Here is a 14905-nt window from a genome sequence, read left to right on the forward strand (position 1 = left end):
TTTCATGAATCGGCCGGGCATCGGCCGAATCAGCGCAGCGAGGTCCACAGCACCGGCGAGTCGGGCAGCTGGAAGTCGATCGACATCATCACGCTCAGAGCGGTGATGGTGAAGATCGAGAAGACGAAGACCTTCTTCGCCCAGGCCTCGTCGTTGCCGGACCGATAGCCGGCCAGCGCCATGTACAGCCAGTAGCCGCCCATCGCCGCGGCGATGATGAAGTAGCCGTACCCGGCATAGCCGGCCAGGCTCAGCATCAGCGTCGCCCCCAGGAAGGCCAGGATGTAGCCGATGATGTGGTGCTTGGCGGTCTTCACCCCCTTGAGCACCGGCAGCACCGGAATCGAGGCCGCCCGGTAATCCTTGAAGCGGAAGATGGCGATGGCGTAGGAGTGCGGCATCTGCCAAAGGCAGAAGATCAGCAGCAGGGTCAGCGCGCCGAGGTCGAACTGGTTGCTCACGGCCACATAGCCGACCACGGGTGGTGCCGCGCCGGACAGGCTGCCCACCAGGGTGCCGTAGACCGAATGGCGCTTGAGATAGAGGCTGTAGAGCCCGACATAGACGCCGAACCCGATGGCCGCGAACAGCACGGCCAGCAGGTTGGTTCCCCAATACAGGACCGAGAAGCCGGCGACCCCCAGCAGGGTCGCGAACACCAGCGTCGCCCGCGGCGAGACCAGCCCCTGGACGAGAACCCGGTCGCGGGTCCTCTCCATCAGGCGGTCGATGTCGCGATCAATGTAGTTGTTGAACGCGCACCCCGAGGCGATGACCAGTGCCAGCCCGACCACCGTGGCGAGAAGGAGGAGCGGGTCCACCTCCCCGCGGGCGGCGAGAAAGAACCCGCCGGCCACGGAGATCAGGTTGCCGAAGATGATCCCCGGCTTGGTCAGGGACAGATAGCGTTTGATCATCACGATCAGCCGCTCACATCATGTTGAGCATGAGGTTGTGCATGATCCAGATCGAGCCACCGACGATCAGCACCAGGATGATGCCCGCGAAGATGATGGCATTGAAGTTCCAGCCATCCTCGGACTTGGTATCCAGGTGCATGAACATGACCAGCTGAACGAGTACCTGCAGCACCGCCATGATCAGGATCGTCACGACCGTGGTCGAGGTGCTGAACCCGCCGCTCATCACCACGCCGAACGGGATCACCGTCAGCACGATCGACAGGATCAGGCCGGCCACGTAGGACTTGACGCTGCCGTGGCTGGCACCACCGGGTGCGTTGTGAGAACCACTCATATCACAGAACCCCCATCAGGTAGACGATGGTGAACACGCAGATCCAGACGATGTCCAGGAAGTGCCAGAACAGGCTCAGGCACATGATCCGCGGGCGAGTCACGTCGGTCAGCCCCTTGGTGGACACCTGGAAGATCATCACCAGGATCCAGATCAGGCCGAAGGTCACGTGGGTACCGTGGGTGCCGACCAGGGTGAAGAACGACGACAGGAAGGCACTGCGATCCGGGCCGAAGCCTTCCACGACCAGGTTATGGAACTCGTAGATCTCCATCCCCACGAAGCCGGCGCCCAGCAGGAAGGTGATCACCAGCCAGTTGCGCACCTGCTCGGTACGGTCGTCGTTCATGGCCAGCACGGCCATGCCGTAGGTGAAACTACTGAACAGCAGCAGGAAGGTCTCGACCAGCACGAACGGCAGTTCGAAGATCTCCTCGGGCGTCGGACCGCCCGCCGTGTTCGGCGAGAGCACGGCATAGGCGGCGAACAGTGACCCGAAGATGATCAGGTCACTCATCAGGTAGATCCAGAAACCGAAGACCTTGATGGCGCCGGTATCGTGGTGCTCATGCTCGGGAGCATGAGCGCTGTGGTTGGTGAGAGTATCGGTAGCCATATTACGCCTGCATCTCCAGCCGTTTGTGGTGCTCGCGTTCGATGCGCTCGACCTCCGCCGCGGGGACGTGGTAGTCGATATCGTCATTGAAGATGCGCATCAGGAAGGTCACGAACATCCCTGCGGCACTCAATGCGGCCAGCCACCAGATGTGCCAGATCAGGGCGAAGCCGAAGACGATACTGATGATGCCCATGATCGGACCCGCCGCGGTGTTCTTCGGCATGTGCACGTCGTGATACTGCGTCGGTGCCTGCGCGGCGAAGCCTTCCTGCTTCTTCATCTCCCAGAACTGGTCGATGGAGTTGACTTCCGGCAGATGCGCGAAGTTGTAGTACGGGGGCGGAGAGGACACGGCCCACTCCAGGGTACGGGCATCCCACGGGTCACCGGTGACATCGGCATTCTTCTCGCGATCACGGATACTGACGATCAGCTGGATCACGGTGCAGAGAATGCCCAGCAGGATGATGACGGCACCCACCCAGGCGACGATCATCAGCGGCTGCCAGCTGGCGTTCTCGTAGGACTGCATGCGCCGCATGGCCCCGTAGAAGCTCAGCACGTACAGCGGCATGAAGGCCATGTAGAAGCCGATCAGCCAGCACCAGAAGCTGCGCTTGCCCCACTTCTCGTCCAGCTTGAAACCGAACGCCTTGGGGAACCAGTAGGCATAGCCCGCCATCATGCCGAACACCACGCCGCCGATGATCACGTTGTGGAAGTGCGCGATCACGAACAGGCTGTTGTGCAGCACGAAGTTGGCGCCCGGGACGGCCAGCATCACGCCGGTCATGCCACCCAGGGTAAAGGTGATGATGAAGCCGATGGTCCACAGTACCGGCGAGGTGAACTGCACCCGGCCGCGGTACATGGTGAACAGCCAGTTGAAGATCTTCACGCCCGTAGGTATCGCGATGATCATCGTGGCAATGCCGAAGAAGGCATTGACGTTGGCGCCGGCACCCATGGTGAAGAAGTGGTGCAGCCAGACCATGAACGACAGGATGGTGATCGCCACCGTCGCCCAGACCATGGTGTTGTAGCCGAACAGGCGCTTCTTGGAGAAGGTCGCGATGACCTCGGAGAAGACGCCGAAGGCCGGCAGGATCAGGATGTACACCTCGGGGTGACCCCAGGCCCAGATCATGTTGACGTACATCATCTGGTTGCCGCCCAGGTCATTCGTGAAGAAATGCATGCCCAGGTAGCGATCCAGCGTCAGCAGCGCGATGGTCGCGGTCAGGATCGGGAAGGAAGCAATGATCAGGACGTTGGTGCACAGCGCCGTCCAGGTGAAGATCGGCATGCGGAACAGCTTCATGCCCTTGGTGCGCATCTTCAGGATGGTGACGAAGAAGTTGATACCGGTCAGCGTCGTGCCGATCCCCGATATCTGCAACGCCCATATCCAGTAGTCGACCCCGACACCGGGACTATAGGCCGTCTCCGACAACGGCGCATAGGCCAGCCAGCCGGTCTTGGCGAACTCGCCGACCACCAGGGAGACGTTGACCAGGATGACGCCCGCCGCGAACAGCCAGAAGCTCAGGTTGTTCATGAACGGGAAGGCCACGTCGCGTGCGCCGATCTGCAGCGGCACCACCAGGTTCATCAGACCGATGACCATGGGCATGGCAACGAAGAAGATCATGATCACGCCGTGGGCGGAAAAGATCTGGTCATAGTGCTCGGGCGGCAGATAGCCTTCGGCGCCGCCCGCGGCGATGGCCTGCTGGCTGCGCATCATGATCGCATCGGCAAAGCCGCGGATCAGCATGACCAGAGCCACCAGGAAATACATGATGCCGAGCTTCTTGTGGTCGATGGAGGTGATCCACTCCGACCACAGATAGCCCCACTTGCGATAATAGGTAATCAGGCCGACCACAGCGGCGCCGACGATCCCGATGACCGCCGCCGTCACCATGATGATCGGCTCGTGATAGGGTATCGCTTCTAAGCTGAGTTTTCCGAACATAACGTTACTCCGCTGCCTCCGCGCTCATGGCCACTTCGTCATGCTCTCCTGCATGCGCGCCTTGACCGCCATCTCCATAACGGAAGCTGTCGATGATGTCTTTGTACAGACTCGGCGAGACGTTCGAGTAGTACTGAACCGGCACGTCTTCGCTCGGCTCGGCCAGCTGACGATAGCTGTCGGGGAATGACAGGGTGTCGTCGTTGGCGTTTCGAACCTTGTCGACCCAGGCCTGGAAGTCCTGCTCGGACGTGACGTGCGCGTCGAAGGTCATTCCCGCGAAGCCGGCACCACTGAAGTTGGTGGAACGACCCGGATAGATGCCCTTCTCGTTGGCGCTCAGGTGCACATCGTTGTCCATGCCGGCCATGGCATAGATCTGACTGCCCAGTGTGGGAATCATGAACGAGTTCATCACCGAGCCGGAGGTCACGCGAAAGTGCACCGGCGTATCCACCGGGAAGGCCACTTCGTTGACGGTGGCGATGCCCTGCTCCGGATAGATGAACAGCCACTTCCAGTCAAGCGAGACAGCCTGGATCTCCAGCGTGTCTTCCTTGTCGGCCAGCGGCTTGTGCGGGTCGAGCGAGTGGGATGTCTTCCAGGTGAGGATCGCCAGGAAGAAGATGATGACGCAGGGTACGAGCCACACCACCACTTCGATCTTGTTGGAGTGCGACCAGTCCGGTGCGTACTTGGCCATCAGGTTGCTGTGGCGATACCGCCAGGCGAACAGCAACGTCATGACGATGACCGGAATCACGACGATCAGCATGAGTCCGAACGCCGTCAGGATCAGCGACTTGAGCTCACTGCCGATTTCCCCCTTGGGGGCCATCAATGCCGATCCGCAGCCACTCAGCAGCAATGGCAACAGAAGCGGCAAGATGTTGAAAATACGTGGGTATTTCTTTTTCCTCATCTCGCGACCTCGTCAGAGCATGAAGACGATCACCGACAAATACCGCTGCGCCAGGCCTCGTGGAGAAACCTGGCGCAGGCGACGTTTGCCACGACGCCTGTCCGGCAAGTCGACAGGGCACGTGCACACTGTCCGGCAGTCGCTATTCAGAGATGGCGTGCTGGGCAGGTGCCAGCGAGCGTCGATAGGCTGATCTGCCCTTGCCGCAGAACGCGCGCATTGTCGATGAATGGCGGATGAATGAGAAGAGACGATTTGCCGCAGGGTGTCGCACCTTGACGCGCACCGCGGCGTGACATAGCGAGGCGGCAATCGGCGAGCCGCGCGACACGCCTTTGACATGCCCTCGCCTTTCGGGTTCCCTCTCGTGGCACTCTCCCTGATCCTGTACCGGAGTCCCCTGCCATGACAAGCATAATGAGCCTGGTCGGGATGGCCACCCTGATCCTGATCGCGGTGCTGTTCTCCTCCAACCGCCGCGCCATCCGCCTGCGCACCGTGGGCGGTGCCTTCGCCATCCAGGCCGGCATCGGCGCCTTCGTGCTTTATGTGCCCTTCGGCCAGAGCGTTCTCAAGACCGTCTCCGATGCGGTCAGCCAGGTGGTCGCCTACGCCGACGACGGCATCAATTTCCTCTTCGGCAGCCTCGCCGATCCCGGCAGCGGCGTGGGCTTTATCTTCGCCATCAAGGTTCTGCCGGTGATCATCTTCTTCTCCTCGCTGATCGCCGTACTCTACTACCTGGGCATCATGCAGCGGGTGATCCGGCTGCTCGGCGGACTGTTACAGAAGGTGCTGGGCACCTCGCGCACCGAATCGATGTCGGCCACCGCCAACATCTTCGTCGGCCAGACCGAGGCGCCACTGGTGGTACGCCCGTTCATCGCCGGCATGACCCGCTCGGAACTGTTTGCGGTGATGTGCGGCGGCCTGGCCTCGGTGGCCGGCTCGGTGCTGGGCGGCTATGCCGCACTGGGCATCCCCATGGACTACCTGGTCGCCGCCTCCTTCATGGCGGCGCCCGGCGGACTGCTGTTCGCCAAGCTGCTGATGCCCGAAACCGACACCCCGGACGACGACACCCGTCACGTTGAGCAGATCGAGGCCGAGGCAAAACCCTCCAACGTGCTCGACGCCGCCGCCGAGGGGGCATCCTCGGGGCTTCGACTGGCCGCCAACGTGGGCGCCATGCTGCTCGCCTTCATCGCCCTGATCGCGCTGATCAACGGCATTCTCGGTGGCATCGGCGGCTGGTTCGGCGTGGACGGCCTGAGCCTGGAACTGATCCTCGGCTGGCTGTTCTCGCCGCTGGCCTTCCTGCTCGGCATCCCCTGGCACGAGGCCACGGTAGCCGGCTCCTTCATCGGTCAGAAGCTGGTGGTCAACGAGTTCGTCGCCTATGTCAATCTCGCCCCCTACATCAGCGGCGACCAAGTGGTGGCCGCCACCGGCGAGGCGATGAGCGCCCATACCCAGGCGGTGCTGTCGTTCGCGCTGTGCGGCTTCGCCAACCTGTCGTCGATCGCCATCCTGCTCGGCGGACTGGGCAGCATGGCCCCCGGCCGGCGCCACGAGATCGCCCGCTTCGGTCTCAAGGCGGTGCTCGCCGGCACCCTCTCGAACCTGATGTCCGCGGTGCTCGCCGGGTTCTTCATCAGCCTGGCGGCCGCCGGCTGAGCCATTCCGACGGCGCGGACGACCGAGGCCCGTGCCGCATCAGACCAAGGATGCAGCCCTCACGCCTGTCACCGGCCGGGGGGTTCGTTATACTCGGCCTCCCGACACCATGCCGCTCACCGCCCGCCGACGGGAGTCGTCGATGCCGCCATCGTCCTTCACGCCGTTCGAGCTGCTGCTGCTGAAAAGCCGCAACCAGACGGACACCGCCGCCCTGCTGATGCTGGCCTGGATCCTGGCCAACAAGGCGCGCGCCCTGCCGGAGGACCGCGACTACCTCGACACCCTGGCCGGCGACTTTCATCACGGCCATGCCCTGTCGCCGCTGATCGAGACCGCCGCCACCCAGGACATGGCGGCCATCCAGCTGGCCGCCGAGGTGCTGCAGAAGGACTGGCAGGGCGAGCCGGCACATCCCTTCCTGCGCCAGGCCATTGCCCTGGCGACCAGCGGCGGCCCGCCCTCGCACCGCAATCATCACGTGCTGCGCTTTCTCGCCGACCTGCTGGGCGTCGCGCCGGGGGCCCTGTCGGCCCTGTTCAAGAGCGTCACCGGCCAGCCGCTGCCACGCCCGGAGGACCCCAGCCGCGCCGGCTACTGGGCCGAGCGCGAGCATCGCCATCAGCGCCGGGCCCACGCCGACGACACCGCGCAGGCCCGGGCCGAGGAAGACGCCCGGCATCGCCGGGCGTCGGAGACCCGGCGTCGCGAGGAAGCCGAGGCAAGAGCCCGCCGTCAGGCCGAGGAGGAAGCCCGGCGACGCGACGAGCAGACCCGCCGGCACCGCGAGCGGGAACGCGCCGACCGGGCCCGCCGACAGCGCGAACGCGCCCAGCAGCGCCGGCACGAGGAGGAAGCCGCGCGGCGGCGACGCGAGCAGGAGCGCGAGCGGCAACGGGGCCAGGAACACGACGGGACCCGGCCTCCGCCGAGCTTCGACACCGCCCACGCCCTGCGCGTGCTGGGCCTCGATGACCGCGCCTCGCGAGGCGAGATCAAGCGCGCCTACCGCCGCCTGGCGCAGCTGCATCACCCCGACCGCTTCCACGCCCAGGGCGAAAGCCGCATGGCGCTGGCCTCCCGTCAGTTCCAGCGAATCCAGAAAGCCTACGAGCACCTGATGCAAGATGCGCGATTTGTATAAACGCCTGGGCGTGCCGGCCGACGCCTCGCCCGAGACGCTCGACACCGCCATCGAGGCCTGCCGACACACCGCCCTCCGGCAGGACGCCGACGCCGTGCTGCGGATCCCCGCCCGGCGCGAGGCCTACGACCAGCTGCACGCCACGCTCGGCGATCTCGGCCGGCTGCGCGCCCGCCTGGGACTGACCCACGCCCCGCACTGGCAGGATGACGTGGCCAACGACTTTTCGCAGGATTCCGACCGCAGCCTGTCGCGTCACCAGGAACTCGCCGACAAGCTCGATGCCCTGGTCGCCGGCGGCGACACCTCCGCCGCGTCACGGCGTCCCTGGCGGTGGGCCGCCGCCCTGCTCGGCGCGGCGCTACTCGGCCTGCTGGCGGGTGCCTGGCTGTGACCAGCCGCAGGCTACATGGGGTCCGCATCGCCCTCGTCGGGGGGTGCCATCCCGTGCCGGCGCCGAATGTCGGCGGGCGTGCCGCCCGATCCGGCGCTAGCGGCCGGGTTCTCGAGCACCACGCTCAACCGCGGCAGCGACAGGTCCTGGCCGGTCTCGTCGAGCCGCTGCTTGAGGCGCAGGTTGAAGGCCCGGGCCACGTCCCACTGCATCAGCGGGCTGGTGCGCATGCGTACCCGCAGGATCGCCGCCCCCTGGTCGAAGCTCTCGATCCCCTGCAGCTCCAGCGGCGACCAGATATGGTGGCGCATCATGGGGTCCTGGCGCAGGCCGTCGGCCACCTCCCGCACCAGCTCGATGGCCGCCTCGATGCGCATGGTGTGGGGCACGCGGATGCGCATCAGGGCGATGCCGAACTCGCGGGCGAAGTTCTGGATGCCCTTGATCTGGCTGAAGGGAATGATGTGCACGATGCCGTCGAGATCGCGCAGGCGCACGGTACGCAAGCTGAGCCCCTCCACCGTGCCCATGTGACCGCCGACGTCGACGAAGTCGTCGATCGACAGCGAGTCCTCGATGAGGATGAACAGCCCGGTGATCAGGTCCTGGACCAGGGTCTGGGCACCGAAGCCGATCGCCAGGCCGATCACCCCGGCGCCGGCCAGCAGCGGCGTGACGTTGACGCCCAGGTTGGCCAGCCCGACAATCGCCGCGATGATGAAGATGGTGGCAAACACCACGTTGCGGATCATCGGCGTGATGGTCTGGGCCCGGGCGCTGTTGACGCGCCGCCCCCGCGAGCGACCGCTGCCGCGCAGGGCCCGCTGGATCGCGGTATCGGCGAAGATCCAGGTCAGCCAGGCCAGCAGCACGGTCAGGCCGATGCGCAGCAGCGCCTGGCCGATGCGCGCACTCACCGCCCCCTCCGCGCCGATGCCGAACAGCGACAGCCCCCAGATCCGCAGCGACAGCTCCGCGAACAGCCCCCAGCACAGGAACTGCGCCAGGGTGTAGCCGAAGCGCTCGAGGCGTCGCCGGTACTGGGACTTGCGCCGCCGCCGGGTGGCACGCTCGGCGTGACGGCGCAGCCCACCGCTGACCACCAGGGTGAGCACCAGCAGGGCCGCGCAGAGGATAGCCCGGGTGAAGGCGCCGTCGGCGTCGCCGGCCGAGACGAAGATGGCGACCAGCGAGGCGACGATCAGCAGCAGCGCCGGGATGTGCCAGAAATGCCCCAGCACGTTGGCCAGGTCGCGCAGCGAACTGTTGTCACGCCGGTGGGAATAGGGGCGATTGAGAATCAGGTGCTTGACCGGCCGACGCAGCCGAATGACCAGCGCACCGCTGATGAGCCCCGCCAGCACATTACCCATCACCGACAGCCAGTCGGCCAGGCTGGGGCCCAGCAGAGTCGTAAGCCGATCGCTGTTGGCGGCGTCGCCGAAGGCGGCCAGCACGCCGATCCAGAACAGGCGCTTCGGTGCCTGGCGGCGCAGCAGCTGGACGGCGACCCGCCGGTGCCCGTGGGTGAACACCGAGATCACCGTATCGAATACCGTGGCGAGCAACTGGCCGCAGAGCGTGACGTAGGCGATGACCAGCACCACAGCCCGGGCCGGACTCAGCGGTACCAGCCAGCGCAGCCCCAGCAGCATGATCAGGAAGGCCAGCCCCCAGGGCAGCACCTTGCGCAGGAAATGCATCACCAGCATCGCCGGGCGCGGCTCGGGTGGCAGGTTCAACGGCCAGTCGTAGCGTCGTGCCAGCAGCCGCCCCGCTGCCATCAGCATAAGCAGCAGTCCCAGCCAGATCGCCGTGAGAACCGCCGCCTCGACGCCCTGGCGGATCGCCTCGCCGCGCCCCATCCCGGCGATCAGGTCGCTCAGGTCGTCCAGCGCCCATTCGCTGCGCCGCCCCCAGATATCCAGTGGCGACTGCCCCGCCTCGGCCTGCTCGCCCAGGTCGGTGAGCGAATCGGCCAGGGCGCCGAGCAGGCCATGGTGGCGTTCTCCCTCGCCCTCCTCGGCGGCGGCACCGGTGGTCTCGCGCAGGGCCTTGAGCTGCTCGAGCAGTTGGCCGCGCCCGGCGTCGCTCTCCAGGGTGCCGATCACCCGATCCAGCGAATCCCGCAGCTGCTGCGGGTCGGGGGCGGGCTCGGACGATTGATCACCGCCACCGAACCCCGACGGCAGGCCCTGGGCCAACACTACGGGGCAGATCAAAACGACCAGCAGGCAGAGCACCTGCCCCAGATGCTTCAACGACATGCCACCTCCCTAGGCTGTGCATCGGCATCCCGAAGCCTGACGCCTGTCAACGACAAAGCCAAGACCCGAGGGCCTTGGCTTTGCGTGACGAGGCAATCATTCACGGATCAACCGCGTTCGCCGACCTCCGTGCGAGCGTTGTCGACGTCACGCCCGACCCAGCGCGACAGCGTCTGGGTGACCTTCATGATCAGGACATAGGTGGCCGGCACGAAGACGGTCGCCAGCAGCGTGATCGAGATCATCCCGCCGACCACCGGCGTGCCGATCTGATTACGGCTTGCCGCGCTGGCCCCGGTAGCGAGTGCCAGCGGCAGGGTACCGCCGATGAACGCCAGTGACGTCATGACGATCGGACGGAAGCGCTGGCGTGCCGCCACCTTGGCCGCATCGACCACCGACAGTCCCGCATGCTTGCGCTGCTGTTCGGCGAACTCGACGATCAGGATGGCGTTCTTCGCCGCCAGGCCGACCACCACCAGCAAGCCCACCTGCAAGTAGACACTGGTGCTCAAGCCAGCCAGGTAGACCGCCAGGATAGCGCCGACGAAGGCGAACGGCACGGCGGAAACCACCGCCAGCGGCAAGGTCCAGCTTTCGTACTGCGCAGCCAGAATCAGGAACATCATGATGACGCCGAACGACAGTGCCAGCGTCGCCGCCGTGCCCACATTGGCCTGCTGATAGGCCTCACCGGACCAGCCCATGGCGTAATTCGTCCCTAGTGTCTGATCGACGACTTCCTGCATCGCCTGCACGGCCTGGCCGGAACTGTATCCCGGGGCGGGTCCGCCGGAGAACTGTGCCGCCGGATAGGTATCGTAACGCTGCAGGGTGGTCGGCGCCTTGCTGCGCTCCAGCGTCACCAGCTCGGAGAGCGGGATACGCTGACCGTCACCACCGCGCACATAGACCTTGCTGAGGTCATCGGGATGGCGGCGGAAATCGTCCTCCGACTGCAGGTAGACCTGGAAGTTGCGACTGGACCGCGTGAAGTAATTGACGAACGAGCTACCGAAGGTACTGCTCAGGGTCGTATTGAGATCGTCGATATCGACCCCGAGACTACGCACCTTGTCGATGTCGACCTTGGCCGAATAGGACGGCACGTTGACGTCGAGCGTCGAGAAGGCCTGACCGATCTCTGGACGCTGATTGGCCGCCTGCATCACCTTCATGGCGGCCTGGGCCAATTCCTGCGGCGAGTCCCCCTCGAAGGACTGCAGGTAGCCCGTGAAACCACCGGTCGGCGATAGCCCTTGGATCGGCGGCATGTTGAAGGCCATGGTCTGCCCACCGGGTATCTGGGCACCGAACTGCATCATCTTGCCGATCAACTGGTCGGCCGTGATGTCGCGCTCGGCCCACGGCTTCATGGTCACGAAGATCGTGCCCTTGGCCGTGTTGGCGGAACTCGACAGGATATCGAATCCCGGGATGCCCACCACGTAGTTGATGCCGGGAATCTCGTCTTGCAGCCGCTGGCTGAGCTTCTGTACGTAGGTTTCCGTCCTGGCGAAGGAGGATCCCGCGGGCAGCGATACGGAGCCGATCGCCACGCCCTGGTCTTCCGTCGGCAGCAAGCCACTCGGCAACTGCGCATAGATGCTCCAGGAGATGACACCGACGGCCACGAGCCCGACCACCGCGAGCCAGAGCTGGCGGATCAGGAAGTGGGTGATGGCCATGAAGAGATCGGTGATCTTGTCGAAGGCCTTGTTGAACCAATCGAACGGTTTCTTGATGACCCGCACCAGCTTCGCTTGCCGGATGCGCGCCTGATTCTTGAGGAACAGGGCACTGATCGCCGGCGTGAAGGTCAATGCCACGATCGCCGAGATCGCCACCGAGATGGCGATGGTGATCGCGAACTGCTGGTACATCTGTCCCGTCAGACCGCCCATGAAGCCGACCGGCACGAAGACCGCCGACATGATGAACGCCGTGGCGATGACCGCGCCGGACACCTCCTTCATGGCCAGGAAGGCGGCACTGAGTGGCGTGGCCTCCTCGTCTTCCTCCATGATTCGCTCGACGTTCTCGATGACCACGATGGCATCGTCGACGACGATGCCGATCGCCAGGATCATGCCGAACAGCGACAGCAGGTTGATCGAGAAGTCCAGCAGATACATGCCGGAGAAGGTGCCGATCACCGAGATCGGTACCACCGACATCGCCACCAGCGTCGACCGCCAGCTCTGCAGGAACAGAAACACGATGACGGCCACGAGGATCAGCGCTTCCATGAAGGTGTTTTCCACCGACTCGATGGAGGCGTTGATGAACAGCGTGGTGTCGTAGGGAATCTCGTAATCCAGCCCCGGCGGGAAGCGCTTCTTGAGCTGGGCCATCTCGCTCTTGACCTCGGCGGCGACCTCCAGGGCATTGGCGCCGGGCTGCAGGTAGATGGCGATCGGCGCGATCGGGTCGTTGTTGACGTAACCCTGAACGCCGTAGGAGTTCTTGCCCAGCTCGACCCGGGCCACGTCGCTCAGGCGCAGAGACGACCCGTCCTGGTTGGTCCGCAGCACGATGTTGCGGAACTGATCGACGTTCTCGAAGCGGCCTTCCGTGGTGATCGTATAGGTATAGGGCGTGGGATCGCTCTGCGGCTCCGCGCCCAGCTTACCGGCCGCCACCACCGAGTTCTGGGCGCGAATCGCCGCGGAGACTTCCGCCGGTGTCAGATCGTATTGCGCCAGCTTGTCCGGATTGAGCCAGACGCGCATGGCGAACTCCTGGCTACCCAGGACTTCCGCCTGCCCAACCCCCGACAGTTGATTGAGCGAATCGGTGATATTGATGTTGGCGTAGTTGGTCAGGTACAGCGAATCGTAGGCCTCGCTGCTGGACGTGATGGCCACGAACATCAGCACGCTGGAAGCGCGCTGCTCCACCGTCACGCCCTGGGACTGGACCTCGCTGGGCAATTGCGACAACGCCTGCTGAACGCGGTTGTTGACATTGATCTGGGCCGTCTGCGGATCGGTACCGATCTCGAAATAGACGCTCATCGACATCTGACCGCTGTCGGAACTCGACGAGGTCAGGTAGATCATGTCCTCGGTGCCGTTGATCTCCTGGGCGAGCGTCGAGGCCACGGTGTCCGAGACGGTCTGGGCACTGGCGCCGGGATAGGTCGTCGAGACGCTGATCGTCGGCGGCACGACCTGCGGGTACTGTTCAATGGGCAGGACCCGCACCGCCATGATGCCGATGAGCGTGATGATCACCGAGATGACGGTGGCGAAGATCGGCCGCCTGATGAAAACGCTGGAGAAATTCATCCGTTGTCTCCGCCCTCGCTATCCGCCGAGGCCTGGTCGCCGCCGCCGGACGCTTGATCGCCTTTCTGGCCGGCACCCTGGCCTTGACCCTCGCCTGTCTGGCCACCGCCCTGGCCCTGGGTGCCTTGACCCTGACCGGTTTCGGGATCGCCATCGAAGGGTTGAGGCTTGATCTTGTCCCCCGGGCTGATGCTGCCGATGGCGCTGACGATGACCCGGTCGCCCTTTTGCAGGCCCTCGGTGATGATCTGCCACTCATCGGAGCGCTGGCCCAACGAGACGAAGCGCGCCTGCGCGGTGTCCTGATCGTCGAGAATCAGCACCTGGGGACCCTTGAGTCCTTCGGTCACGGCCACCGCGGGCACGGCGAAGACGTCATAGCGTTTCACGTCGGTCAGCGACACGCGAACGAACTGGCCCGGCAGGAAGAGATAATCGGGATTGGCGAATTCGGCCTCGGCCTGGACCGTGCTGGTGGACTCGTCGACCCGCGAACCGAGAAAGTCGATGCGCCCGGTCAACTGGTTGGGCTCCGTGCTCGCTCCGCCGGTCCCCGGGGCCGTGAGCACCGCGCCCATCGCTTGATCCGGCGTCTGACGCTGCTGACGACGCAATTCCAGGGCATCGATCGCGGGCAGCGAGAAGCGCACGTCCAGCGGATCGAGCGGTGTGATCGTCGCCAACGCCTCGGGGGGCTGGACCAGACTGCCGACATTGACCTGGCTGAGACTGATCATGCCGCTCGCTGGCGCGCGCACTTCGGTGTAGCTCAGGTCGATCTTGGCCGCATCGAGCGCCGCCTTGGCCTGGGCCAGGGTCGCCCGGGCCGAGCGCAGGTTAGCTTTGGCGTCATCGAGCTGCTGCTGGCTCACGGAATTCTGCTTGTACAGGCGCTCATAACGCTCGGCATCGCGCTGGGTACGATAGACCTCGGCCTCGGCGCTCTGCACGTCGGCCTCACGCTGGCGCACCGTCGCCTGATAGGAGTCGGGTTCGATGGTATAGAGCAGATCGCCCTTCTCGACCCGGGTGCCCTCCTGATAGTGACGCTCCTCGAGGATACCCTCGACGCGCCCCATCACGGTGACTTCGCGATTGCTGCGAACCAGGGCAGGATACTGTTTGTCGAGTTCCAGATCGCGCGGCGCCACGGTCATTACCTGGGCGGGGCGCGCCGGGGCCTGTCGGGCCTGGGCGGCATCCTGCTGCCCTCCCGAGTCGCCCTCCCCGCAACCGGCTAGCAGCGCGACGAGCGCGAGCGGCAGGAACCGCTTGCGGCTCCGGAGCATCACGGCATCCATCATGGTATCCCTTGGTCGAAAACGAATGGACGCAAGACTACATCCATACAACCATG

General features: G+C 64.7%; 11 protein-coding genes. 3 read left to right on the forward strand and 8 right to left on the reverse strand.

What is annotated here, in order from left to right:
* Positions 1-29 precede the first annotated feature (29 nt).
* The 5 genes from cyoE to cyoA are packed head-to-tail and all read right to left on the reverse strand — an operon-like array spanning position 30 to position 4776.
* Positions 30-917 (reverse strand): heme o synthase, encoded by an 888-nt coding sequence (cyoE, locus tag G7A98_RS08275; RefSeq protein ID WP_163649190.1) that lies wholly within the window; start codon positions 915-917, stop codon positions 30-32.
* Positions 918-930: 13 nt separating this feature from the next.
* Positions 931-1257 carry a cytochrome o ubiquinol oxidase subunit IV gene (gene cyoD / locus G7A98_RS08280; RefSeq protein WP_163649191.1) on the reverse strand — a complete coding sequence of 109 codons (327 nt, stop codon included), beginning with the start codon at positions 1255-1257 and terminating at the stop codon, positions 931-933.
* A gap of 1 nt (position 1258) precedes the next feature.
* Positions 1259-1873, reverse strand: coding sequence for a cytochrome o ubiquinol oxidase subunit III (locus G7A98_RS08285; protein ID WP_163649192.1), 615 nt, complete (start codon positions 1871-1873; stop codon positions 1259-1261).
* Position 1874: 1 nt separating this feature from the next.
* Positions 1875-3854: a cytochrome o ubiquinol oxidase subunit I gene (gene cyoB / locus G7A98_RS08290; protein ID WP_163649193.1), complete on the reverse strand. Its 1980-nt coding sequence runs from the start codon at positions 3852-3854 to the stop codon at positions 1875-1877.
* Positions 3855-3858: 4 nt separating this feature from the next.
* On the reverse strand, positions 3859-4776 hold the full coding sequence (gene cyoA / locus G7A98_RS08295) for a ubiquinol oxidase subunit II (RefSeq protein ID WP_163649194.1): 918 nt from the start codon (positions 4774-4776) through the stop codon (positions 3859-3861).
* Between the two features lie 405 nt (positions 4777-5181).
* Here cyoA and G7A98_RS08300 point away from each other — a divergent pair, with 405 nt between their 5' ends.
* The 3 genes from G7A98_RS08300 to G7A98_RS08310 all read left to right on the forward strand — a co-directional run bounded on the left by G7A98_RS08300 (position 5182) and on the right by G7A98_RS08310 (position 7991).
* On the forward strand, positions 5182-6453 hold the full coding sequence (locus G7A98_RS08300; RefSeq protein ID WP_163649195.1) for a NupC/NupG family nucleoside CNT transporter: 1272 nt from the start codon (positions 5182-5184) through the stop codon (positions 6451-6453).
* Between the two features lie 142 nt (positions 6454-6595).
* Positions 6596-7597 carry a J domain-containing protein gene (locus G7A98_RS08305; protein ID WP_163649196.1) on the forward strand — a complete coding sequence of 334 codons (1002 nt, stop codon included), beginning with the start codon at positions 6596-6598 and terminating at the stop codon, positions 7595-7597.
* Complete coding sequence (locus G7A98_RS08310; protein ID WP_163649197.1) at positions 7581-7991, forward strand: hypothetical protein; 411 nt, start codon at positions 7581-7583, stop codon at positions 7989-7991. Before G7A98_RS08305 ends, G7A98_RS08310 begins: the two co-directional genes overlap by 17 nt.
* A gap of 11 nt (positions 7992-8002) precedes the next feature.
* Here G7A98_RS08310 and G7A98_RS08315 read toward each other — a convergent pair whose 3' ends face one another.
* The 3 genes from G7A98_RS08315 to G7A98_RS08325 all read right to left on the reverse strand — a co-directional run bounded on the left by G7A98_RS08315 (position 8003) and on the right by G7A98_RS08325 (position 14837).
* The gene (locus G7A98_RS08315) at positions 8003-10258 is read right to left on the reverse strand and encodes a mechanosensitive ion channel family protein (protein ID WP_163649198.1); all 2256 of its coding nucleotides are present in this window, start codon (positions 10256-10258) and stop codon (positions 8003-8005) included.
* A gap of 107 nt (positions 10259-10365) precedes the next feature.
* Entirely contained in the window at positions 10366-13548 is a 3183-nt protein-coding gene (locus G7A98_RS08320; RefSeq protein ID WP_163649199.1) for a multidrug efflux RND transporter permease subunit, read from the reverse strand.
* Positions 13545-14837 (reverse strand): efflux RND transporter periplasmic adaptor subunit, encoded by a 1293-nt coding sequence (locus tag G7A98_RS08325; RefSeq protein WP_240464712.1) that lies wholly within the window; start codon positions 14835-14837, stop codon positions 13545-13547. The genes G7A98_RS08320 and G7A98_RS08325 overlap by 4 nt, the downstream gene beginning before the upstream one ends.
* Positions 14838-14905 lie beyond the last annotated feature (68 nt).

Source organism: Modicisalibacter sp. 'Wilcox' (genome assembly GCF_010993675.1).
Taxonomy (GTDB): Bacteria; Pseudomonadota; Gammaproteobacteria; order Pseudomonadales; family Halomonadaceae; genus Modicisalibacter; species Modicisalibacter tunisiensis.

What these genes read in the sequence shown, in the direction of transcription:
- G7A98_RS08300 (WP_163649195.1), top strand. Translation starts at nt 5,182, where the DNA reads ATGACAAGCATAATGAGCCTGGTCGGGATGGCCACCCTGATCCTGATC.
- cyoA (WP_163649194.1), bottom strand. Translation starts at nt 4,776, where the DNA reads ATGAGGAAAAAGAAATACCCACGTATTTTCAACATCTTGCCGCTTCTG.
- G7A98_RS08310 (WP_163649197.1), top strand. Translation starts at nt 7,581, where the DNA reads ATGCGCGATTTGTATAAACGCCTGGGCGTGCCGGCCGACGCCTCGCCC.
- G7A98_RS08325 (WP_240464712.1), bottom strand. Translation starts at nt 14,837, where the DNA reads ATGCTCCGGAGCCGCAAGCGGTTCCTGCCGCTCGCGCTCGTCGCGCTG.
- G7A98_RS08305 (WP_163649196.1), top strand. Translation starts at nt 6,596, where the DNA reads ATGCCGCCATCGTCCTTCACGCCGTTCGAGCTGCTGCTGCTGAAAAGC.
- cyoD (WP_163649191.1), bottom strand. Translation starts at nt 1,257, where the DNA reads ATGAGTGGTTCTCACAACGCACCCGGTGGTGCCAGCCACGGCAGCGTC.
- cyoE (WP_163649190.1), bottom strand. Translation starts at nt 917, where the DNA reads ATGATCAAACGCTATCTGTCCCTGACCAAGCCGGGGATCATCTTCGGC.
- G7A98_RS08285 (WP_163649192.1), bottom strand. Translation starts at nt 1,873, where the DNA reads ATGGCTACCGATACTCTCACCAACCACAGCGCTCATGCTCCCGAGCAT.
- G7A98_RS08315 (WP_163649198.1), bottom strand. Translation starts at nt 10,258, where the DNA reads ATGTCGTTGAAGCATCTGGGGCAGGTGCTCTGCCTGCTGGTCGTTTTG.
- cyoB (WP_163649193.1), bottom strand. Translation starts at nt 3,854, where the DNA reads ATGTTCGGAAAACTCAGCTTAGAAGCGATACCCTATCACGAGCCGATC.
- G7A98_RS08320 (WP_163649199.1), bottom strand. Translation starts at nt 13,548, where the DNA reads ATGAATTTCTCCAGCGTTTTCATCAGGCGGCCGATCTTCGCCACCGTC.